Annotated in this window: 24 protein-coding genes; 11 read left to right on the top strand and 13 right to left on the bottom strand. The window is 62.4% G+C overall.

Annotated features, from left to right (window positions below; translation table 11 throughout):
• Positions 1-11 precede the first annotated feature (11 nt).
• A complete protein-coding gene (locus tag ACTJKS_RS13360; RefSeq protein WP_041074788.1) occupies positions 12-335 on the bottom strand; it encodes a YXWGXW repeat-containing protein in 324 nt (107 codons plus the stop codon).
• Between the two features lie 256 nt (positions 336-591).
• On the opposite strand from ACTJKS_RS13360, the gene ACTJKS_RS13355 reads away from it, so the two are divergent.
• Positions 592-1278 (top strand): GNAT family N-acetyltransferase, encoded by a 687-nt coding sequence (locus ACTJKS_RS13355; RefSeq protein ID WP_086790845.1) that lies wholly within the window; start codon positions 592-594, stop codon positions 1276-1278.
• Positions 1279-1628: 350 nt separating this feature from the next.
• Here the strand turns inward: ACTJKS_RS13355 and ACTJKS_RS13350 are convergent, their stop codons facing one another.
• A complete protein-coding gene (locus ACTJKS_RS13350; RefSeq protein WP_262948743.1) occupies positions 1629-2747 on the bottom strand; it encodes a DmpA family aminopeptidase in 1119 nt (372 codons plus the stop codon).
• A 156-nt stretch (positions 2748-2903) separates the two neighbouring features.
• Complete coding sequence (locus ACTJKS_RS13345; protein WP_262948744.1) at positions 2904-4019, bottom strand: polyamine ABC transporter substrate-binding protein; 1116 nt, start codon at positions 4017-4019, stop codon at positions 2904-2906.
• A gap of 111 nt (positions 4020-4130) precedes the next feature.
• Here ACTJKS_RS13345 and ACTJKS_RS13340 point away from each other — a divergent pair, with 111 nt between their 5' ends.
• On the top strand, positions 4131-4910 hold the full coding sequence (locus ACTJKS_RS13340) for a helix-turn-helix transcriptional regulator (protein WP_262948745.1): 780 nt from the start codon (positions 4131-4133) through the stop codon (positions 4908-4910).
• 126 nt (positions 4911-5036) lie between these two features.
• On the opposite strand, the gene ACTJKS_RS13335 is transcribed toward ACTJKS_RS13340, so the two are convergent.
• Entirely contained in the window at positions 5037-5978 is a 942-nt protein-coding gene (locus ACTJKS_RS13335) for a class I SAM-dependent methyltransferase (protein WP_262948746.1), read from the bottom strand.
• Positions 5979-6177: 199 nt separating this feature from the next.
• Here ACTJKS_RS13335 and ACTJKS_RS13330 point away from each other — a divergent pair, with 199 nt between their 5' ends.
• Entirely contained in the window at positions 6178-6591 is a 414-nt protein-coding gene (locus tag ACTJKS_RS13330) for a response regulator (protein WP_041062997.1), read from the top strand.
• A gap of 78 nt (positions 6592-6669) precedes the next feature.
• Positions 6670-7338, top strand: coding sequence for an HAD-IA family hydrolase (locus tag ACTJKS_RS13325; protein WP_262948747.1), 669 nt, complete (start codon positions 6670-6672; stop codon positions 7336-7338).
• A gap of 103 nt (positions 7339-7441) precedes the next feature.
• Here the strand turns inward: ACTJKS_RS13325 and ACTJKS_RS13320 are convergent, their stop codons facing one another.
• Positions 7442-8101: a methyltransferase family protein gene (locus ACTJKS_RS13320; RefSeq protein WP_262948748.1), complete on the bottom strand. Its 660-nt coding sequence runs from the start codon at positions 8099-8101 to the stop codon at positions 7442-7444.
• Positions 8102-8277: 176 nt separating this feature from the next.
• Between ACTJKS_RS13320 and ACTJKS_RS13315 the strand changes: the two genes are divergently transcribed.
• Entirely contained in the window at positions 8278-9075 is a 798-nt protein-coding gene (locus tag ACTJKS_RS13315; RefSeq protein ID WP_262948749.1) for an SDR family NAD(P)-dependent oxidoreductase, read from the top strand.
• A gap of 197 nt (positions 9076-9272) precedes the next feature.
• Here ACTJKS_RS13315 and ACTJKS_RS13310 read toward each other — a convergent pair whose 3' ends face one another.
• Both ACTJKS_RS13310 and ACTJKS_RS13305 read right to left on the bottom strand, forming a co-directional pair.
• Positions 9273-10667 carry a sensor histidine kinase gene (locus ACTJKS_RS13310; RefSeq protein ID WP_262948751.1) on the bottom strand — a complete coding sequence of 465 codons (1395 nt, stop codon included), beginning with the start codon at positions 10665-10667 and terminating at the stop codon, positions 9273-9275.
• Positions 10645-11328 (bottom strand): response regulator transcription factor, encoded by a 684-nt coding sequence (locus tag ACTJKS_RS13305; RefSeq protein WP_003223938.1) that lies wholly within the window; start codon positions 11326-11328, stop codon positions 10645-10647. Before ACTJKS_RS13305 ends, ACTJKS_RS13310 begins: the two co-directional genes overlap by 23 nt.
• Before the next feature lie 306 nt (positions 11329-11634).
• Between ACTJKS_RS13305 and ACTJKS_RS13300 the strand changes: the two genes are divergently transcribed.
• The 6 genes from ACTJKS_RS13300 to ACTJKS_RS13275 all read left to right on the top strand — a co-directional run bounded on the left by ACTJKS_RS13300 (position 11635) and on the right by ACTJKS_RS13275 (position 15986).
• On the top strand, positions 11635-12576 hold the full coding sequence (locus ACTJKS_RS13300; protein ID WP_108182368.1) for a hypothetical protein: 942 nt from the start codon (positions 11635-11637) through the stop codon (positions 12574-12576).
• Positions 12577-12841: 265 nt separating this feature from the next.
• Positions 12842-13189 (top strand): metalloregulator ArsR/SmtB family transcription factor, encoded by a 348-nt coding sequence (locus ACTJKS_RS13295; RefSeq protein WP_041062977.1) that lies wholly within the window; start codon positions 12842-12844, stop codon positions 13187-13189.
• Between the two features lie 26 nt (positions 13190-13215).
• A complete protein-coding gene (locus ACTJKS_RS13290; RefSeq protein ID WP_108182369.1) occupies positions 13216-13686 on the top strand; it encodes an arsenate reductase ArsC in 471 nt (156 codons plus the stop codon).
• A 12-nt stretch (positions 13687-13698) separates the two neighbouring features.
• Complete coding sequence (arsH, locus tag ACTJKS_RS13285) at positions 13699-14397, top strand: arsenical resistance protein ArsH (RefSeq protein WP_198758159.1); 699 nt, start codon at positions 13699-13701, stop codon at positions 14395-14397.
• A 102-nt stretch (positions 14398-14499) separates the two neighbouring features.
• Positions 14500-15339, top strand: a complete 840-nt coding sequence (locus ACTJKS_RS13280) for an AraC family transcriptional regulator (RefSeq protein ID WP_262948754.1) — start codon at positions 14500-14502, stop codon at positions 15337-15339.
• A gap of 68 nt (positions 15340-15407) precedes the next feature.
• Complete coding sequence (locus ACTJKS_RS13275; RefSeq protein WP_041062965.1) at positions 15408-15986, top strand: LysE family translocator; 579 nt, start codon at positions 15408-15410, stop codon at positions 15984-15986.
• Here the strand turns inward: ACTJKS_RS13275 and ACTJKS_RS13270 are convergent.
• From ACTJKS_RS13270 to ACTJKS_RS13245, 6 genes are all read right to left on the bottom strand, one after another.
• Positions 15957-17351: an ATP-binding protein gene (locus ACTJKS_RS13270; RefSeq protein WP_086790855.1), complete on the bottom strand. Its 1395-nt coding sequence runs from the start codon at positions 17349-17351 to the stop codon at positions 15957-15959. The two genes, ACTJKS_RS13275 and ACTJKS_RS13270, sit on opposite strands and share 30 nt — an antisense overlap.
• The gene (locus tag ACTJKS_RS13265) at positions 17348-18010 is read right to left on the bottom strand and encodes a response regulator (protein WP_262948757.1); all 663 of its coding nucleotides are present in this window, start codon (positions 18008-18010) and stop codon (positions 17348-17350) included. Before ACTJKS_RS13265 ends, ACTJKS_RS13270 begins: the two co-directional genes overlap by 4 nt.
• A 151-nt stretch (positions 18011-18161) precedes the next feature.
• Complete coding sequence (locus tag ACTJKS_RS13260) at positions 18162-18971, bottom strand: SDR family oxidoreductase (protein WP_262948759.1); 810 nt, start codon at positions 18969-18971, stop codon at positions 18162-18164.
• A complete protein-coding gene (locus tag ACTJKS_RS13255) occupies positions 18958-19632 on the bottom strand; it encodes a TenA family transcriptional regulator (RefSeq protein ID WP_262948760.1) in 675 nt (224 codons plus the stop codon). Before ACTJKS_RS13255 ends, ACTJKS_RS13260 begins: the two co-directional genes overlap by 14 nt.
• Entirely contained in the window at positions 19629-21110 is a 1482-nt protein-coding gene (locus ACTJKS_RS13250) for an AMP-binding protein (protein WP_262948762.1), read from the bottom strand. Before ACTJKS_RS13250 ends, ACTJKS_RS13255 begins: the two co-directional genes overlap by 4 nt.
• Positions 21100-21777, bottom strand: coding sequence for a thermostable hemolysin (locus ACTJKS_RS13245; protein WP_086790861.1), 678 nt, complete (start codon positions 21775-21777; stop codon positions 21100-21102). The genes ACTJKS_RS13250 and ACTJKS_RS13245 overlap by 11 nt, the downstream gene beginning before the upstream one ends.
• Positions 21778-21816 lie beyond the last annotated feature (39 nt).

Here is a 21816-nt window from a genome sequence, read left to right as displayed (position 1 = left end):
TCGACGGCCAATCAGCGCACCCAGCGCCCTTCAACCCAGAACCAGTTCGGCCCGCGTGCCTGCCAGTGCCCCGGTCGCCAGTGCGCACCATGACGCACCGGTTGCCAATGGCCGGGCATCCACACGTAACCGCGTCCTTCCCAGCGCCAGTGGCCCTGATCCCAGACATACCCGGGACGCGCGCCGGGCATCACTTCCATGCGCATCGGCGGTGGGGCTTGCTGGACGATCACCACCTGCTGGGCAAACGCTGGCGCACTGGCCAGCGCCGCCAGCGTCATCGGCACCAGCAGCAGGGTCTTTCGCCATTTGAACAGTGAACGCAACACGCTCATGAAAACTCCTCAAGGCCTGCGTGAAAAAGTGAACGCAGCTGAAGAATTGGACGCCAAATCGGCGAAAAATCCGCTTCACGGAGGATGAAATTTTCTTCAGGTCAACCGCGAGCTTCCCTGTAGAAGCTGCCGCAGGCTGCGATCTTTTGATCTTGCTTCTATAAAGCCAAAAGATCGCAGCCTTCGGCAGCTCCTACACAGAGCAGGCGTCGGGACAGGGTATGATGGCGCGGTTTTTCGCCGGAGTTCACCCGTCATGTCACGTATCACCCACTACAAATCCCCATGCCCCGAAAGCGTCAACAGCCAGATTCTGCAACTGGTGGTCGATTACCTCACCGACATCAGCGCGGTCGGTCTTGGCCCGAGCAACCTGCTGTACAACGTCTATCAGTACGCGGTCGGTTATGAGGTGCATCTGTATCTGGAGGCGCTGAACGGCGAGAAGGGCACCGAGGTGGAGTTGCTGGTGGCGACGGCCGAGGATGATCCGGAGCAGGTCACCGGTTTCCTTTTGTACTTGCCGGTGCAGGGCGACTGGGAAGCGTGCAGCGTTGCCTACATGGCCGTGCGCGAAGGCTATCGGCGTCAGGGCGTGGCGCGGGCGATGATCGGCGAGATGGTCAGCCGTTACCCGCATGCCGAACTGACCTGCAGTGTCGGCAAGGTGCCGTATTTCGAAGCGCTGGGGTTCGAGGTGATCGGCGCTCGCGAAACCCAAGTGCTGATGAGCACCCGGCATTACCGCAGCAACGGCCTGCGCGGTTTTATCGACACCACACCGATCTACCGCTCGCTGGAAGTGCAGCAGATCCACACCTACCTGCTGCAGAAGAACGGCAAGCGCGCGATGCTCGATGCCGAGAAACAGCGCGACCGGCATCTGGATCAGGTCACCCGACACACTGAAGAATTCGTGCGCCAGCGGCTGACGTTGCACTGAGTCAGCGGCAAAAAACGGACAAAAAAAGAGCCTCAAGGCTCTTTGATGGGGAGAAGTAGAGCCCATGAGGCTCAAGCTGCGCATGAAACAGGGAACGGGCTTGATTTGGGGTTCAGAACACCCGATCCCTACACAGGCGCTCAGGAGTGAAGCGCCTGCGTATCTTCATCATGGGAACGCGCGGGGGCTGACTCAAGTACCGCGTGTCGAAATCCTGATAGGGCGCCGAGCGGATGATGACGTGGTCGTTGAGCACCGCTGACTCCCTCTGTAGGAGCTGCGGCACGCTGCGATCTTTTGATTTATGAAAGCAAGGTCAAAAGATCGCAGCGTGCCGCAGCTCCAACAGGTCAGCGGGCGCCGGGCCAGCCGGCCTTGGCGAGGGCGGCGAGCAGCGTTTCCTTATCCAGCCCCGGCACCGCATGCCCGTTGCCCTCGGTGCTCTCACTGGCGAGCAGGGCGTTGATGATCGCTTCTTCGACCGCTTCGGTGGCGGCCAGGAACAGCTCGCTGATGTGGTCGTTGTTGACCATGCGCAAGCCGTCGCAGGTCGGCGCGCCTTTGCCTTCGTAAGCCGCGGGCGGCACCTGTTCGTTGCCGGTGGCGAAGGCGATGAAGATGTCGCCGCTGTGATCTTCGTTACCACCGCCGCTGCGCGCCAGACCAAGGCTGGCGCGCTGTGCCAGACGCGTGCATTGATGCGGCAGCAGTGGCGCGTCGGTCGCCAGGCAGACCACGATCGAACCCATGCCCGGATGCGGCAGCGAGGCACGCAAGAACGGCGAATCCACTTGTTCCATATAACGGCCCACCGGATAACCGTCGACCCGCAACTCGCTGCGAATGCCGTGGTTGGCCTGCACGATCGCACCCACCGTCCAGCCGCCCTGAGCGCTGCTCAAACGCCGTGAGGCGCTGCCGATGCCACCCTTGAATTCATGGCAGATCATGCCGCTGCCGCCACCGACAGCGCCTTCTTCAACGGCACCGGCATGCGCGCAATTCAGTGCCTCGGCGACATGTTCGGGTTTGACGTGAAAACCGTTGATGTCGTTGAGCAAGCCATCGAAGGTTTCCAGCACCACCGGCATGTTCCAGTAGAGGCGACCGTCGTCCGGTTGCTGTTGGCGGTCCAGCGCAATCAGTGCATCGCGCACCACGCCGAGGCTATGGGTGTTGGTAAAGGCGATGGGACTGGTCAGCAGCCCGGCCTCGCGAATCCACTCAAGGCCGGTGGCATCGCCGTTGCCATTGAGTACATGCACCCCGGCAAAACACGGTTGCTGGTTGCTTGAGCCACGGCGCGGTTCGATCACGGTGACGCCGGTGCAGATGTCGCGTCCGGTGTCGCTGCGGCCACGCACGTTACTGTGGCCGACGCGCACGCCGGGGACATCGGTGATGGCGTTGAGCGGGCCGGGTTGCAGTTGGCCGATGCGGATGTTGAGGTCACGGGCACGGGGTTTCATGGGTTGTCTCTCTATAACAAGGCAGAAATGAATGAGTGGGGCTGAACACCAAACCCTGTGGGAGCGTGGCTTGCCCGCGAAGGCGTCCGTCCAGCCCANCTCCGTTATCGCGGGCAAGCCACGCTCCCACAGGTTTTGTGTGGTTTGCAGGTGGGGTTACTGACCGTTCTTGACCTTGCTCCACACCCGCGTGCGCACGCGTTCGGTGGCTTTGGGCAGCGGCTCCAGGGTGTACAACGTGGCCATCGCCGCCGCTGATGGATACACCGCCGGGTTATCCCGCGTGGCTGCGGCCACCAGCGGGGTCGCGGCGCGGTTGCCGTTGGGGTACGACAGGTGATCACTGACCGGCGCGATCACTTCCGGGCGCAGCAGGTAGTCGATGAACGCCAGGCCCTGAGTGCGGTTCGGCGCATCCTTGAGCAGCACCAGCGTGTCGAACCACATCGGCGCGCCTTCCTTCGGCAGGCTGTAGGCGATCTTCACACCGTTGTTGGCCTGCTCGGCGTTGGTCTTGGCTTCGAGCATCGCCCCGGACCAGCCGACCGCCACGCAGATGTTGCCGTTGGACAGGTCACTGATGAATTTCGACGAGTTGAAGTAGGCAATGTGCGGGCGCAGCTTGAGCAGCAGCGCTTCGGCTTTCTGATAGTCCTCGGGGTTGGTGCTGTTGGGCGGCAACCCGAGGTAGTGCAGGGCCACCGGGAGCATTTCCGATGGCGAGTCGAGCATCGCCACCCCGCACTGGCCAAGCTTGGCGAGGTTCTCTTCCTTGAATACCAGGTCCCAGGAGTCCAGCGGCGCCTTGTCGCCGAGGGCGGCGCGCACCTTGTCGACGTTGTAGCCGATGCCGTTGGTGCCCCACAGATAAGGCACGGCGTATTGATTGCCGGGGTCGTTGTTGGCCAGTTTGCTCAGCAGATCGCTGTCCAGATTCTTCCAGCCCGGCAGTTGATCGCGCGGCAGCGGGGCGAGGGCGCCGGCCTTGATCAGCGTCGGCAGGCTGAAGTTGCTCGCCACCACCACGTCGTAACCGCTGCGGCTGGTCAACAGTTTGCCTTCGAGCACCTCGGCACTGTCGAAGGTGTCGTAAACCGGCTGAATGCCGCTGTCGCGCTTGAAATCAGCCAGGGTCGTGGGGCCGATGTAGTCGTACCAGTTGTAGACGTGCACGCTCGGTGCGTCGGCGGCACTGGCAGCGAATGTAACGCCCAGACAGGCGAGCAGGCCAAGGTTGATGCCCCGGTTGATATAGCCACGACGACAACGCATGATGCGGCACTCCTGGCCTGCGGCAGGCCGGTGATTGACAGGAGTGCTCAGCCTATCGGGGCGGGCGCGCCTGACCCATTCCCATCATGGGTTACACAAAAGGGGTAGTGCGTGGACGCGTTGTTGCAGGAGTTGCCGGTGCATCAAAGTCTGGCGCGGGTGTTTGCCGCCGTCGGCCACGACGGGTTCTGGCGTGCGCTGGTCGACACGCTGCGCCTGCTGGTGCCGCTGGACAACGCATTGGTGGCGCTGATGAAGGCGGGGCAGGCACCGCAATTGCTGATCGACTTCGACAGCAAGGGCCGCGCCGACGAGCAGGAAGAACTGGCCAGCTACACCGCTGGCATGTACCTGCTCGATCCGTTCTACCAAACCGCCTCGACCGGCATCGCCGACGGCCTGCACAGCCTGGCCTCGGTGGCGCCCGACCAGTTTCTGCACAGCGAGTATTACCAGAGCTACTTTCGCTCGGTGGTCGGTGAGGACGAGTTGCAGTTCATGATCAACATCGACGGCGGTGTACTGGGCCTGTCGCTGGGGCGCTCGACGGCTTTCGATCTGGTCGAGCAGGGCCGTCTGTTGTGCGTGCGCGACTGGGTGCTGGCGGCGATGCGCCGTCACGTGCAGCTATTGCCGCCGCAAGGGACGGGCACCGAGCCGGTGGCGGGGGATCTGGCGACGCTGCTCGATCGCTTCGACGCGCGCCTGACCCTGCGCGAAGTCGACACCGCGCGGCTGATTCTGCAAGGGTTCTCCAGCAAGGCCATCGCCCAGCAGATGGGGATTTCGCCGGAGACGGTGAAGGTGCATCGGCGCAATCTCTATCACAAGCTCAACGTGAACGGGCATGGTGAACTGTTTGCGCTGGTGTTGCGTCCCCCCGCCTCCTGATCCACATCCGCCCCTCCTGTGGGAGCGAGCCTGCTCGCGAAAGCGTTCTGTCAGTTGGTGAAATCCTGGCTGACACACCGCATTCGCGAGCAGGCTCGCTCCCACATGGGTTATCGGGGTGTCAGGTCAGTCGAAGCGTTTGAACACCAGCGCCTTCAGGCCGCTCTCGGGATCGACATCCGGAAACTCCGGCGGATTCTCCAGCCGCTGCTCAAAGCGAAGACTCGGCGCCTCTTGAGTCACGCCATCAATCAAAAAGCCCGAACCCAACGACGGATCATTCATGCACGCCAGCACCGTGCCGTCTGCCGTGAGCAATTCCGGCAAACGACGCAGCACCCGCTGGTAATCCTTGGTCAGCAGGAAACTGCCTTTCTGGAACGATGGCGGGTCGATGATCACCAGGTCGTACGGGCCGCTGTTGATCACCTTGCCCCAGGACTTGAACAGGTCGTGGCCGAGGAAGCTCACCTTGCTCAGGTCATGCCCGTTCAAGCGGTGATTGTCGCGACCACGGCTCAGCGCGGCGCGGGACATGTCGAGGTTGACCACATGGCGGGCGCCACCTTCGATCGCCGCCACGGAAAACCCGCAGGTGTAGGCGAACAGGTTCAGCACGCGTTTGCCCGCCGCTTGTTCACGCACCCAGTTGCGCCCGTAGCGCATGTCGAGAAACAGCCCGGCGTTCTGCTTGCGGCCCAGATCGACGCGGTATTGCAAGCCGCCCTCGACGATGCTCATCTCGTCGATGGCATCCCCCAGCAACCATTCGGCGGTGCTTTGCGGCAAATAGCGATGCTGCAGCAGCAGGGTGTGGGCGTCGGACTGCTGCCACTCGGCCGAGGTGCTGAGGTCGAGCAGCACGTGCTTGAGCGCTTCGAGCTGTTCCGGTGCCGGTTCCTTGAACAGCGAGACCAGCACCACGCCTTGCAGCCAGTCCACCGTCAGCTGTTCCAGCCCCGGCCAGCAACGCCCGCGGCCATGGAACAGGCGACGGGTTTCGCTCGGTGCGGCCGCCAGTGCTGGCAACAAGTGGGCGCGGAGGGTGGCGAGGGCTTCAGGGTTCATCAGTCACGGTCGGCAAGCAAAAGGGCCGGCATTTTAACCACAAAAACCGCCTGACGAACGCCCGACAGCCAAGGCCACTGACGACTGTTAAGAAAAGACCTGTATCAAAAATGAATTTATACAGGGCGCGCTGCTCATACCTGATAAGCAGCGGATTTGAGCCGCTAAGTCGTTAATGCAATTCAGGGAGTGCCAGTTCATGAGTCCAACACCGACGCCGAGCGCGCACCTTCCTGGCGGGTTGATTCTGGTGGTTGAGGACGACCCGTTGATTCTGGAATTTCTCTGCGAAATTCTTCAGGAGGAAGGTTTCAAGGTCGAGCCGCAAACCAGTGCGGATGCCGCCAAGCTGTATCTGGAGGCACACGCGCCGGAAGTTGCGCTGCTGCTGACCGACATCACCATGCCCGGTGAAATCAACGGCGCGGGGCTCGCCAATCTGGTCGGCGAGCGCTGGCCGGACAAACCGGTGATGGTCATGTCCGGTTATGAAACGCCGGAGACCTCCGGGGTCAAGCATCCGGTGGCGTTCATCAAAAAGCCCTGGGCCATCGGCCAGTTGCTCGATTGTGTCGACAGCGCGTTCAAATCCAAGGCCGCGCGTCTGCACTGAGTCTTCGGGTCGAACTGCCGGGCAAAAATGCTACATTGCCCGGCCAATCCGCCCAGTTCTGTCAAAGGATGCGACCTTTTGTCTGCTCACGATAACGTCTTCGATCGCGCGTTCGGCGCGTTCCTGTTCGACATGGACGGCACCGTCCTCAATTCCATTGCTGCTGCCGAGCGCGTCTGGGCGGCGTGGGCTGAACGCCACGGCGTGGATGTCGAAACGTTTCTGCCGACCATTCACGGTGCCCGCGCCATCGACACCATCCGCCGGCTGAACCTGCCGGGGGTTGATGCCGAGGCGCAAGCGGCGTTCATCGCGCAGGCGGAAATCGATGATGTCGAAGGGATTGTGCAGATTCCCGGGGCCGCGGCGTTTCTCGACAGCCTGCCTGCGCAGCGTTGGGCGATGGTGACGTCGGCGCCTCGGGATCTGGCGTTGCGCCGCATGGCGGCGGCGGGGATTGCCGAGCCAGCGGTGATGATTACGGCTGAGGATGTGACGGCCGGCAAGCCTGATCCGGCGGGTTATCGTCTGGCCGCGCAGCGTCTGGGGCTTGATCCCGCCGATTGCCTGATTTTCGAAGACGCCACCGTCGGCATCCAGGCTGCTGAAGCGGCCGGAGCGGCGCTGATGATCATCACCACAACGCACCAGCATCCGCTCGACACCCGCCACGCGACGATCGACAGTTATGAGTCGCTGAGCGTCACCTTCAACAGCCAAGGCCAGCTGCACCTGCAAAAGACCTGACACAACACAATCTCTGTAGGAGCTGCCGCAGGCTGCGATCTTTTGACCTTGCTTTTGAAAATCAAAGACAAAAGATCGCAGCCTTCGGCAGCTCCTACAGGGGTCAGTAGATTCCCGGTAACAACCGCCAGCTACGTGCGCAATAAGCCTCGTACTCCGCACCAAACTGCCCGCGCAGCAACGCTTCTTCCGAGTGGATACGCGCGATCAACGGAATCAATGTCAGCGCCGCCAGAATCAACCCGACACTGGAACGAAACGCCAGCGCCCAGCCCACGGCATTGACCACCAAGCCCAGGTAGCTCGGGTTGCGCAGGCGCGTGTAAATGCCGTCGGTGACCAACCGATGCCCCGGCTGAATCGCCACCAACCCGCTGAACCGTCGGCCCAGCACAAACACCGGCCACAGTCGCAGCGCGCCACCGACGATAAACAGCAGCGCGCCGAGCCAGCGCACGCCTTCAGCGCCGAAGGTCCAGAAGTCGATGCGATCGCAGTACGCCGGCAGAAAACCGCTGAGCAGACCGATGACGCCGAACGCCGGAATCACCCAGCGATTGGCCCGATCCTCGCGCTCGCCCGAGCTCATGTTCACATCGGTGAACAGCGACGCCAGCACCATCAATACCGTGGCCAGCGCCACCAGCACCAGCGCCCCCTGCGAGAAGAACACCGCCGGCCCGCCGATGCCCCACACCGCCAGCCCCAGATAGGCCAGGGTGGCCAGCACCGCGACCACGGTCATTTGCGCAGACATTTTCATGGTGTTCTCTAAAAAGCAGCTGACCCTTTCAGTGTAGAACGCCGCTCAACCCGTGAAGGCGTCGGATTGTTCGCGACCGGTCTTTGGTCGGCCACGTCTTCATGCGGGCGACATCGCGTCTACGCTGATCCATTCCTTCTATTCGTCCGTGTATTGCCTATTGAAGAGGTGAACCCATGAAAATCGACTTGAGTGGAAAACTGGCCATCGTCAGCGGCAGCACGGGTGGCATTGGTCTGGGCATCAGCCAGTCGCTGGCCGAAGCCGGCGCCACGGTGGTGGTCATCGGGCGTGAAGCGACCAAGGTCGAGCAAGCGCTGGCGAGCATTCGGCAGCAGGTGCCGGGTGCGCAATTGCGGGGTCTGACGGCGGATCTGGGCACCGCCGAAGGCGCGGAAAAACTCTTCGCCGCTGAACCGCGTACAGACATTCTGGTGAACAACCTGGGGATCTTCGACGCCGTGGATTTCTTCGACACCCCGGACAGCGAGTGGACGCGCTTCTATGAGGTCAACGTGATTTCCGGCGTGCGCCTGTCGCGCCATTACGCGCCGGCGATGGTCGAGCAGGGTTGGGGGCGGATCATTTTCCTGTCTTCGGAATCCGGCGTGGCCACCCCGGCCGACATGCTCAACTATGGCGTGACCAAAAGCGCCAACCTCGCGGTGTCCCATGGCTTGGCCAAGCGTCTGGCCGGCACAGGCGTGACGGTCAATGCGATCCTGCCGGGGCCGACCTTTACCGGCGGCGTGGAGCACATGCTCAAGGACGCCGCGGCCGAGTCCGGTCGCAACCTGCGCGATGAAGCCGACGCTTTCGTCCGCCGGGCGCGGCCGACCTCGATCATCCAGCGGGTGGCCGACGTTGCCGAGGTGGCGCATCTGGTCACGTACATCGCCTCGCCGTTTTCCTCCGCCACCACGGGCGCGGCCTTGCGCGTGGATGGCGGTGTAGTCGACAGTATGGCGATCTGAGTTCAACGGCCTCTATCCGGGTGGCCTTGAGGCGTTGCGGGCCAATTCCCCGGCCTGATCATCCAACACAAAAAACGGTGGGAGCTGGCTTGCTAGCGATGACGGTGTTTCAGTCGAATAGATATTGACTGGACCGCCGCCATCGCTGGCAAGCCAGCTCCCACAGGGGATGTATCAGTTTGAAAGATCGGGCGAATTCAGGACTGCGAAATCAAACTCTGCCGGCAATCCAGCACCAGCTTCGCACCGCCCAGCTCACTGCTGCCCACCTCAAGATTGAAGCCATGCAGGCTGACAATCGCCGCGACAATTGACAGGCCCAGGCCAAAGCCGCTCTGCGGTTGCCCGCCTTCGGCCCGATAGAAGCGCTGGAACACCGCCTCACGTTCAGCTTCGGGAATCCCCGGCCCGGAATCGTGGACTTCGATCCGCGCATGCCCGCCGTCATTCACGCCGCGCAAAATCACCGTGCCACCCGCCGGGGTGAACTTGATCGAGTTGCTCAACAGATTGGCCAGCGCCTCGAACAACAACGCGCGGTCGCCATTGAGGGGCGGCAGGGTTTCCGGCATGTTCAGCACGAACAGCAGTTCGCCTTCTTCGGCCAGTGGCAGGTAAAACTCATGCAATTCTTCCAGCAATTGCACTGGATCGAGCTCGACAAATCCTGAGCGCCGTTGACGATCTTCCAATTCGGAAATCCGCAGCAAGCCGCGAAACCGCGCCATCAGCGTATCGGCCTCGGCCAGCACCAGATCCAGTTGCGCCGCTGCTGGCGAACCTTCGCCGGCCTGTTGCTGCATGCGATACAGCTGCGCGCGCAGGCGCGTCAGTGGCGTGCGCAAGTCATGGGCGATGTTGTCGCACACGCCTTTGACTTCGTGCATCAGCCGTTCGATGCGATCGAGCATGGCGTTGACGATGGCGGCGAGCATGTCCAGTTCGTCGCGGCGGTTGGACAGCGGCAAACGGTGAGTCAGGTCGCCGGCGACAATGGCCTGGGCGCTGTCCTGAATCGCGCGGATGCGCCGCAGCGGCCGACGGCGCAACAAATGCCAGCCGGCAATCCCCGGCAGGATCGTCAGTGACACACCCCAGAACAAGGCATGCAAAATGATCCGCGTCACGGCGAACAACGAACCGTTATCGCGCAACAACACCAGCCAGCGACCGTCGCGGGTCTGGGTTGCCACCGCGTCGCAGCTGTCGGCGGGCAGGGTCGGGTCGTCGGAATCGGCGCAGTCATCCAGGGTGTGGATCTTGCCATCCAGCGGCAGGCCTTCGGGCAGTTGCTGCAAGGCGCCACCGAGGTACACGCCCTGAGCGTCGAACAGGCCGTAGGCGTCGATGCCGCGGATGTCGAAGGTCATGCTGGCGGCGAGTGCTTCTTCCAGTTGTTCACCGCGAAAGTGCGAAAACAGATGCTGACGTTGCATCAGCGAATGCTTGGCAAGGTTATCGAGGTAGCTGGAGACTTCGAAGTACATGACCCCCATGAGGATCGCGCTCCAGGCCACGAACAGCGAACTGTACAGCGCCAGCAGACGACTGCTGGAGGAGCGCCAGCCGTCAGACGGGTTCGGCAATGACATAACCCGAGCCCCGTACCGTGCGAATCAGCGGGACATTGCCCGCCGCGTCGATCTTCTTGCGCAGACGACCGATGTGCACGTCGATCAGGTTGGTGCCCGGGTCGAAGTGATAACCCCAGACTTCTTCGAAAATCATCATCCGCGACAGGATCTGGCCGCTGTTGCGCATGAGGAATTCCAGCAACTTGTATTCGGTCGGCAGCAGCGTCAGCACCTGTTCGGCGCGGCGTGCTTCGTGGCTGATCAGATCCAGTTCGAGGTCGGCCACCTGCAATGTGGTGGCCTGGGTGGCGACGCTGTTCTGGCGGCGCAGCAGCACTTCCACGCGCGCGGCCATTTCGTCGGTGGCGAACGGCTTGGTCAGGTAATCATCGCCGCCAGCCCGCAAGCCGCGCACACGCTCGTCGACATCGGAGAGCGCGCTGATCATCAGAATCGGCGTGGCCACGCCCATGGTGCGCAGGGTGGTGACGATGGCCAGGCCATCGAGTTCCGGCAGCATGCGGTCGAGGGTAATCAGGTCGTAGTTACCACTGACCGCACGGTCCAGACCTTCGCGGCCATTGTCGACCCAATCCACTTCCAGGCCGTGGCTGCTGAGTTCGGCAACGATTTCACGGGCAGTCACGGCGTCGTCTTCGATGGTCAAAATACGAGTCATAGAGCAGGCCTTGATCGGTTCAAACGGGATGGCAGCATTTTGCCAAGTATTTTCCGTCGCGCTTTAAATTAACTTTCATGTATAGCCTGTCACAAACGCAGATTCGGGTGCCCGGCTGTTTTGCCGTCAATGCAGAAAACCCGCTGCTTTGCGTGCATTGTTGCAAATTGCAATGAATAGAGAAGTTCAGTCTTTTTAAGTCGTTGAAAAATATAGATTTATTTAAAGTTGTCGACTGGCACGGTCGCTGCAATTCATCTGCTGACGAGTTGTAACACCATTTTTCATGCCTGGAGCACTACAACAATGAATAGATCCTCTGATGGGTTTTATCCGGCCTTCGAAGGAGAGTCGAGCAACGTGTCAGGCGTGTCCTGGGGCGCGATTTTCGCGGGCGCGGCGGCGGCTGCAGCACTGTCGATGATTCTGGTGCTGCTTGGCTTCGGTCTGGGATTCTCTGCCGTTTCACCTTGGGCCGGGGAGGGCGTCAGCGCCAAGAGCCTGGGGATTTCCACGATTGTCTGGCTGGCGGCGACGCAGATTATTGCCTCCGGCCTGGGTGGCTACATCGCCGGTCGCCTGCGGGTGAAGTGGGCCAACATGCACGGAGATGAAGTGTATTTCCGTGATACCGCCCATGGCTTCCTCGCCTGGTGTGTGGCGACGCTGGTCACCGCCGTGCTGGTCGTCGGCTCGGTGAGCAGTGTCATCAGCGGCGGCGTGCAGGCCGGTGCCAGTGTCGCCGGTGGCGCAGCCGCTGCCGCGACTCAGGCGGCCGGTACCGCTGCAGCAAACACCAGCAGCGATCAATACGGTTACTTCGTCGACAGCCTGTTTCGCGATGACCGTCCTGCGTCCGTCAGCGATGACGCCGCGCATGGTGCGGTGACCCGGATCTTCGCCCAGAGCCTGGCCAACGGCCAACTCAGCCCTGAAGACCGCACCTACCTCGCGCAACTGGTCGCACAGCGGACCAACCTGAGTCAGGCCGACGCCGAGAAACGTGTCGACGAGGTTTATGCGCGCACTCAAAAAGCCATTGCCGATGCCAAGGTCAAAGCCCAACAGGCGGCTGACACCGCTGCCAAAGTTGCTGCCTGGACGTCGCTGTGGATGTTCATTGCGCTGTTGGCCGGTGCGTTCTTCGCCAGCCTGGCAGCCACCTTCGGCGGCCGTCGTCGGGATGCAGTCGAGTACGTTGAAGTCGAGACTTACACCGCCACCACCACGCTGCCTCCAGTCCGTTAACAAGGAGAATCACCATGCGCTCTCTACTACTGTTTTTCCTCGGTGTGCCAATCCCGATCATTATCCTGATCGCCCTGTTCGTGCACTGATCCTGTTGCTCTATTGAGGCCTTTGCCTCAGCCGCTTTCACTTCACGGTGAAAGCGGCTTTTTGCTTTCTGCGACCACGCACGTTCCCGCAGGACTCATCGTTGTCGCTGAAATTCGGGATTGAATAATATATGGATATCCGTATATTCGGTTTTCCATATGTTCGAGTCCGTCCCATGCTCACCCCCACCGAACTGTTCAAAAGCCTGGCCGACGAAACCCGCGTGCGCGCCACCTTGCTGATTGCCGAGCAGGGTGAGCTGTGCGTTTGCGAGCTGATGTGCGCCCTCGACGACAGCCAGCCGAAAATCAGCCGCCACCTCGCGCAATTGCGCAGCAATGGGTTGCTGCTTGATCGGCGTCAGGGCCAATGGGTCTATTACCGGCTCAACCCGGACCTGCCGGATTGGGTCCGGCAGGTCCTCAACGTCACGGCCAAGGCCAACACCGATTGGCTCAAGGACAACGCCTGTCGCCTGCACAACATGGATGGCCGTCCTGCCCGCGAAACCGCGTGCTGCTGAACTTCAAATATCCCCGGGAGCTACCCATGCGTGTCCTGTTCATGTGCACGGCCAACAGTTGCCGCAGCATCCTTTCCGAAGCCATGTTCAATCATCTGGCGCGGGAGGGCTTCGAGGCGGTGAGTGCCGGCAGTTTTCCCAAGGGCCAGGTGCTGCCGCGCAGCCTGACGACGCTGCAACAGGCCGGTATCGCTATCGAGGGTTTATACAGCAAGGGCAACGACGCCTTTGAAGGCAACCCGCCGGACATCGTCATCACCGTTTGCGACAAGGCGGCGGGCGAAACCTGCCCGGTGTACTTCGGCCCGGCAATCAAATGCCATTGGGGGCTGGAGGATCCCTCCGAGGTGACCGGTGATGAGGCGGCCGTGGACGCGGCGTTCCGTGCCACGCTGGCGATCATCGAGCGCCGCTGCGCAACCTTCCTTGGTCTTCCTTTCCAAACACTCAGCCGCGTTGAGCTTCAGCGTGAACTGGATCGCATCGGCTCCCTTTGAGCCGGAGGACATATGTCAAAGCACCTGCCCAATCTTGATCACAGCCTGTTCGAAGGCCGCAACACGCCACCTTTGCACGGGCACAAACCGCGCATCCTGCTGCTCTACGGCTCGACCCGCGAGCGCTCCTTCAGCCGTCTGCTGGTGGAGGAGGCCGCACGTTTGCTGGAGCATTTCGGCGCCGAAACGCGTGTCTTCAATCCGTCCGGTTTGCCGTTGCCGGACGATGCTCCGGTCGATCATCCCAAAGTGCAGGAACTGCGCGAACTGGTGCTGTGGTCGGAAGGCCAGGTGTGGTGTTCGCCGGAACGCCACGGCGCCATGTCGGCGGTGTTCAAGGCGCAGATCGACTGGATCCCGCTGGAGCTCGGCGCGGTGCGTCCGACCCAGGGCAAAACCCTCGCGGTGATGCAGGTCTGCGGCGGTTCGCAGTCGTTTAACGTGGTCAATCAGCTGCGTGTGCTGGGGCGCTGGATGCGTATGTTCACCATCCCCAATCAGTCTTCGGTGCCCAAGGCTTTTACCGAATTCGACGAGGCGGGGCGGATGAAACCTTCGCCGTTCTATGATCGCGTGGTCGATGTGATGGAGGAGCTGGTGAAGTTCACCGTGCTGCTGCGCGAGCGCCAGGATTTTCTGGTGGATCGCTATTCCGAACGCAAGGAAAGCGCCGAGCAACTGATGGCCCGGGTCAACCAGCGCTCGATCTGAAGCGCCGCGACACGCCTTCATCGGTCGGGCAGTGCACAAACGTTCTAGCCGTTCCGGGGCATTTGTGGATTACTGGCGCCAGCCCATTAGCGTATTCAAGTCATGAGTAACTGGATCGACCTTGCCCACGACCGGGAAACCGGCATCGAAACCCTGCACGCGCATTTCGCCGGGCATGCGCACGCCTACGATCCGCACTGGCATGAGACCTACCTGATCGGTTTCACCGAGCAAGGCGTGCAGCGCTTCAACAGTCGTCGGGCGCGGCACGACAGTACCCCGGGCAAAGTCTTCATGCTCGAACCCGGGGACATTCATGACGGCGATGCGCCGAGCCCGGACGGCTTCACTTATCGCATGCTCTATCTGCAACCGGCATGGCTGGAGCAAGCGCTGGACGGTTTGCATCTGGGCAGTTACGGCAGCGGCCTGCCCGGCATCGGCAGTGTGCTCAACGATGATCCCGAGCTGGCCCGCGCCACCTTGTTTGCGTTCAATGCGTTGCATCAACAGGACGTGCGCATGGTGCGCGAGGTGGCGCTGGACGCCTTGCTCGAACGACTGGCGATTCATCTGTACCGGCGACCGCAACAGACTGCTGCCAACCGCGCACCCTTGATCGCTCGTCAGGCGCGCGATTATCTGGTGGCGTTTCACGAACAGGACATCAGCCTGCAAACCCTGGCCGAGGTCTGCGGCACCGACCGCTTTCGCCTGACCCGCGCCTTCAAGGCAGCCTATGGACTTGCGCCGCACGCGTGGCTGATCCAGCTGCGCCTCAGCCGGGGCCGGCAGATGCTCGCCGCCGGCATACAGCCTGTGGACGTTGCCAGTCGCCTCGGGTTCGCCGATCAAAGCCATCTGGGCCGCTGGTTCGTACGCGCTTACGGCATCACGCCGGGCGCCTATCAGCAACGCGCCATCGGCACCTCTCGACGCTGAACAAACGTTCAAGACCGCAGCCCTGCGCAGCCGTCAGAGTAGGCCCTGACTTTCTACAGGGCCGTGCCATGCTTGCGTTCATCCTCTTTGCCTTCGTGGCCTCGGTTACTCCGGGGCCGACCAATCTGATCGTGCTCAGCACCAGTGCCCGGCGCGGCTGGCGGCCGTGCCTGCCGATCATCCTCGGCGCGGGAGCGGGTGCTGCGTCGCTGGTGTGGGTGGCCGGTGCGGGTGCCAGCACTTTGATGCTGCCCGGCGTGCGCCCGGTAATCAGTGCGCTGGGAATGGGCTGGATGCTCTGGTTGGCGTGGCAGATCTTCAGCGCGCCGGCCACCGCCATCGACCCCGCCGCCGGCGAAGAGAAACCCGAACTGGGGCTGGTTGGCGCCGCGCTGTTGCAATGGGTCAACCCCAAGTCGTGGATGATGGCGATTGCCGTGATCAGCGTGTTCACCGCGCAGGGACAAGGGCTGAATGCGTTGTGCCTGGCGTTCTTTCTGGTGTCGTTGCCGTGTCTGGCGCTCTGGGCGTTGCTCGGTCGCGGTGCAGCGCGTTGGCTGAGCAATCCGGCGCAGTTGCAGTGGCTGAACCGGATCCTCGCGGTGCTGCTGGTCGTTTCATCCGCCGCGGCGTTGCTGCACACCTGAGCTGATCGGCACTGACAACGTTGCGCACAAGCCGCCCTCGGCCCGGTTGACTAACGTAATCCGTCCGCCCAGACGCAACGCGATGGTGTTGACGATGGTCAGTCCCAGGCCTGCACCGTTGGCGTTGCCGCGACTGTAAAAGCGTTCGAACAACCGTGCCCGATCGGCCTCATCGATGCCCGGGCCCTGATCTTCGACGCTCAAAAGGCACCAGCCATCGGCCTCGCTCAGCTTGACGGTGATCACCCCGTTCTCCGGGGAGAAGTTGGCGGCGTTGGTGATCAGGTTGCTCAGGGCGATGTCGATGGCGGCGGTGCTGGCCATGACGTGCAACGCTTGTGCGCTGTCTTCGAAGGCCAGTTCCAGGTGCTTGCTCAGCAGCCACGGCGTGAGTTGTACCAGGCTGTTGCGCACGGTTTCGCTGAGGTCGATGCGTTGCAGCGGCGGCGGGTTGGATTTCGGTTCCAGGCGCGCCATGGTCAGCAATTGATTGACCAGGCGACTGGCGCGATCAACCCCGGAAATCAGGAACTGCAACGACTCGCGGCGCTCCTGTTCGGTGCCCGCCTCCAGCAGGTTTTGCGCATGCACCCGCAGCACCGCCAGCGGCGTACGCATCTCGTGAGCGGCATCGGCGATGAAACGCCGTTCTCGGCCAAGCACTTCCTGGATCTGCGCAAGCATGCGGTTGAGCGCCGCCTGCATCGGTTCCAGTTCGCTGGGCAGGGGCGTCAGTTGCAACGGTTCCAGCGAGCCGCTGTGGCGGGCGCGCAGGGTCGCAGCCATGTTCGCCAACGGCTTGAGGCCCCAGCCGATGGCCAGCCAGACCATCGCCGCGAGGATCAGACTGCCCAGCACGTTCGGCCACAGCGTATGGCGCACGATGCGGTCGACCAGATCGGCCCGCACATCGTCGCGTTCGCCAACCCAGATGCGCAGCCCGTTTTGCGGGTCTTCGAGCATGAAGGCGCGCCAATGGCGACCGTTCAAGTCCACCACATCGCTGAAGCCCGGTTGCGTCGGCGGCGCGGTGAACGACGGCGCACTGGCGGTGTGCACCAGTACCTCGTTTTTCGGGTTCCACACCTGGAAGGCGATCTTGCTTTCGTAAGGGTGGCCGTCGACGCGCGGCTTGGCTTCGCCGAGCGCCTGATTGAACGCCTGATACAGCTGCGAGTGTTCCTGGCTCGCCAGCGGCATGCGCATCACGCCCTGCAGCAGCCGAGCGTTTTGCGCCAGTTGTGCGTCGTAGACTTCGGCGATTTCGTGGTTGCTGTCGTGCAGGTTGAACACGCTGAGCACCGCAAGACCCGCGAGCAACAGCCCGATGATCAGCGTCAGTGTGCGGCGACGAATCGAGGTCATCGACGCTCCTCCACCAGATACCCCACACCGCGAATGGTGCGGATCAGGTCGGTGGAGAATTTTTTGCGCAGGTGATGGATGTGCACTTCGAGGGTGTTGCTTTCCGCTTCCTCATTCCAGCCGTAAAGCAGCTGGATCAATTGATTGCGGGTCATCACCCGGCCCGGCGGCGAGAGCAATTCATGCAGCAACTGATACTCCTTGGGCGTCAGCGCCACAGGTTGGCCCTGATAGCTGACCTGCTGGGTGCCGGGGTTGAGGCTGATCCCGGCGTGCTCGATCAGCGCCTGAGCGCGGCCCGCACTGCGCCGCAACAGAGCGCGCAGGCGTGCCTTGAGTTCGGCGAGGTCGAACGGTTTGACCAGATAGTCGTCGGCGCCGGCATCCAGCCCGGCGATGCGGTCTTCGGTGGCATCGCGGGCGGTGAGAATCAGCACCGGCAGGTTCGAACCGCTGTCGCGCAGGCGCTGCAGCACCTCGAGGCCGTCCATGCGCGGCAGGCCCAGATCGAGCACCGCCACATCAAAGGTCTCACTGAGCAACGCATGCAACGCGCTGCTGCCATCCTTCAACCAATCGACGGTGTAGCCCTCACGGCCCAATGCCCGATGAATGCCTTCACCGAGGGCCACGTCATCCTCAATCAGTAATAAACGCACGCGGACTCCTGTCAGTCGAGTGTCGGGTTGCTGTCGGCCCGCAGGCGACGATCGTTTCAGCGCACGGGTCTGACTTCAGCGTAGCGCCTCTGACGGTAGAGGCGTTGCGCTCAGAAGTACAGGCTGTCCGGGTACGCAAAGAACACTCTTTTCAGGGTTTTGGCGGCTCGCGATCAGGTTTTTCACTGAGGCGGCGGATCAGCGGCAACTGCTTGCGCAAACCGCGATCCACCAGGTGCGGCAGCAGATTGTTCAGGCGTACGAAGAAGCGCTCCGGCCAGCCCAGATACAAGTCGCGGCGGTCGCCGGCAATCGCGTGGATCACCGCCGAGGCGACGGTTTGCGGGTCATCGACGCTGGACTTGAGGGCATCGTTCAAGGCTTGCGCCGCCGCACTGTTCATCGACGTGCGCGTGGCCCGGGGCGCGACATACAGCACGTTGACCCGGGTGTCGGCCAGTTCGCGGCGCAGCGCTTCGGAGAATCCGCGCAGGGCGAACTTGGTCGCGCAATAACTGGCGTAACCGGGGTAGCCGATCGAGCCGTAAGTGGAGCCGACGTTGACCACCATCGCGCTGTCGGCCTGTTTGAGCAGCGGCAGCAGCAATTTGGTCAGGCACATCGGCGCGCTGATGTTTACCGCGAGCATCGCGTTGATGTCGCTGTCGTCGAGCTGTTCGAGCATGGCGAAGTGATTGACCCCGGCCGCGTTGATCAGCAGGTTGATGCCGCCGATGGCTTCGGCAGCGGCCAGCACTTTGCGCCGGTCGCTGAGGAAGGTCAGGTCGGCGGCGACCCAGCACAGCGAATTTGGATAGCGCTCAAGCAACGGCGTCAGCGCCTGCTCATGCCGCGCCACCGCCAGTACCTGGGCACCGGCGGCGCACAAGGCCTCGGTAATCGCCAGGCCGATGCCGCCACTGGCACCGGTCAACACCACCCGCGCGTCACGCAGCTGCATGTTGAGTCTCCGCGTCGCGCGGCAGGCCACGGAACATGTCGGTGTACAGGCGATAGACGACTTTCGAGGCGTGAATCACGGCCGCTTGGTCTTCGGGATCTTCCAGTTGATTCATCAAGCGGCGATAGGTCTGCATGTGCTCGATGTCCAGCGAACCGTGCGAGCTGAGGTAACTGAACGCGGTGTCCGGCAGCGCCAGACGCTCGCGAATGCTTCCCGCCGCATGGGTAGCCAGCGCAATGCTGGTGCCTTCGAGCACATTGACCATGCCGAACAGACCCACCGGATTGCCTCGGGCGATCAAGTCGTAGAGAAAACTCACCATCAGCTCGATCGGCAGCGAGGGCTGACCGTCGCGGACCGCATCGCGGTCACCGCCACACGCGGCGATGTCGTTGAGGACCCAGTGTTCATGGCCGTATTCGTCTTCGATGTACTCGGCCACCGTTTTGCGCAGCCACTCCAGACGTGTCGGCAGGCGCGCGCCGCAGGCCATCATCAATGGCACGGTGTGGCGCACGTGGTAGTACGCCTGCGCGAGAAACGCCCGATAGCTTTCCAGGCTGACCTTGCCTTGCAGGGCGTCAAGAATGATCGGCAGATTGAACAGCTCGTGGCGTTCCTGCTGCGTGGCTTCTTGCAGGGTGTCGAAAAAACTCATGATGCGGACTCCTCGGAAACAGCGGATTCAGTCAATTGGGCGTGGTACAGCGCGGCAATCGCCTCGCGGCGTGGCCGACCGTTGGCTGTGAGCAAGCCATTGGCGGCGGTGAACGGTTGCGCCAGGCGCGTCCAGCCATGCACCTGGGCGTAATCGGGCAAGGCTTCGTTGGCTTCGGCGACCGCGGCGGCCAGCTCCGCGTCGCTGCAATCGGCACGGTGCGGCCAGAGCAGGGCGTGGTTGCGCGGCAAGGCCTCGCCATAGACGAAGGCCTGGGCGATGTGGCGGCGCTGGGTCAGTTCCGACTCGACCCATTCCGGGTTGACGTTGCGTCCGAAACTGGTGACGAACTGGTGCTTCTTGCGACCCTTGAGGTAGAGGAAACCTTCGGGGTCGAACTCGCCCAGATCGCCGCTCGGCCACCACTCATCGGCGTACGGCGCGTCCCCCAGATAACCGAGCAGGGTCGAGCCCTTGATCAGCACTTCGCCGTCTTCGGCCAGGCGCACTTCAACGTGCGGCAGCGGCTGGCCGACGCTGCCGGGACGCCGCGCGCCGGGGCGATTGAGGCACACCACCGAGGCGCATTCGGACAAGCCGTAGCCCTCGAACACCGGCAGGCCGACACGCTGCGCGCGGTGCAGCAGATCCTCCGAGACCCGCGCACCGCCGACGGCGGCGAAGCGCAGTTTTTGTGGGTCGAAGGCTTTCTGCTCGGCAGCGCTGACCAGCATCAGCAACAGTTGCGGCACCAGAATCAGACTCTCCGGCGCACGACCGGCCAGGTAGCCCAACAGGTGCGGTACATCGACGCCGCTGGCGCCCTGGATGCCCAAGGTTTTCTGGCTCGGCAGACTCAGCGTCGCACCGGCATACAGCGCGGCGTAGCAGCCGAGGTTTTCCAGCAGAATCGCCAGTGGCAGCAACGCCAGATGATGCTGTGGATCGGTGGGTTTGCTCGCGTGATCCAGCTCCCGCGCCACACGCAGCAAGCTGTCCGCGCTCAGGCACACGCCTTTCGGTGTGCCGGTGGTGCCGGAGGTGAAGGTCAGTTTGGCGGTGCCGGCCGGCATCCGGCTCGGGCCGCTGAAGGTGCGGCACCAGAACTCGCCGCGTTGTTCATAGCCGGCGGCGAGCAGCTCGGCCGCGAGCTCCGGTTCGGCAATCACCCGTTCGGCCTGGCTCTGTTCCAGACAATGCACCCGTTGCGCGGGGCTGAAAAACGGCGGCAGCGTCACGCAGGTCAAGCCCTCGAACAACACAGCCAGATCCCACAGCATCGCATCGACGCCGTTATCCAGCGCCAGGGCAACGACTTGCGCCTGTTCATCGCGCAGGCGTTCCTGGCGATACAGCACCTCGGCGTACACCGTGGCGTAATCAAGTTTCAGCGTATCGCCCCACAGTGCGGTGGCGTTGTCATTGCGCCGGGCATGGTCGCGCAGGGTTTCCTGGAAGCGTTGCAGTTCAAGCGACATGGCAGGCTCCTTCAATCGAAGTCGGCAGGCCCAATCGAGTGAACAGGCCGATATTGCGCAAATGGACGAAGCCGGCGCGGATGTTGCCGACATGCACCCACGGCTTGCTTTCGTAATAACTGCCCCAGTGTTGACGCTCGTCACCCAGGCGTTCCGGGTCGGCGGCGCATAATGTCACTGGCTTCAGACCGAGCCGATGGAAGCTGTTGACCAGCCCGATGTTGCCGGTGAAGGTCACCCATTCCAGACCGCCCATGGCCAACAGATAGGTGATGGCGATGATGCTCAAGCGTGCGCTGCCGGTGTCGCTGGCAGCGAGGTTGCCGACTTCGACGATGGCGCTACGCTCAACCGGACGATCCGCCGCCGCACTGATCAAGGGTTCGATCGGCTCATCCAGATAGCGCTCGAGAAACAGCGGCTCTTGATGGGCACGACGCACCCCGGCCACCGCGCACAGTTCACTGTCGCCGTTGTGCATGCCGAACAGCTCGGGCATAAAGTGTCGAATGTCGGCGCCGTGGGCCTTGCGAAAACGCTGCTGGATGAAGGCTTCGAAAGTCTCTCGCAGCGCGTCGTCGGGCAGGGCGCCGGTCAACGTCATCTGCGGCGTTTCGGCCTGGCCGAAACGTAGAGGAAGGGGAATGTTCCAGTGGTAATCGGGCATGGGCAGAGCGCCTCCCTCAATGGTTTGAGCGCAGTATCG

The organism is Pseudomonas sp. 22189, from assembly GCF_052045635.1.
GTDB classification, from domain to species: domain Bacteria; phylum Pseudomonadota; class Gammaproteobacteria; order Pseudomonadales; family Pseudomonadaceae; genus Aquipseudomonas; species Aquipseudomonas parakoreensis.
The sequence above is the reverse complement of the archived record's forward strand: the minus strand, read 5'-3'. Positions and strand labels throughout refer to the sequence as shown.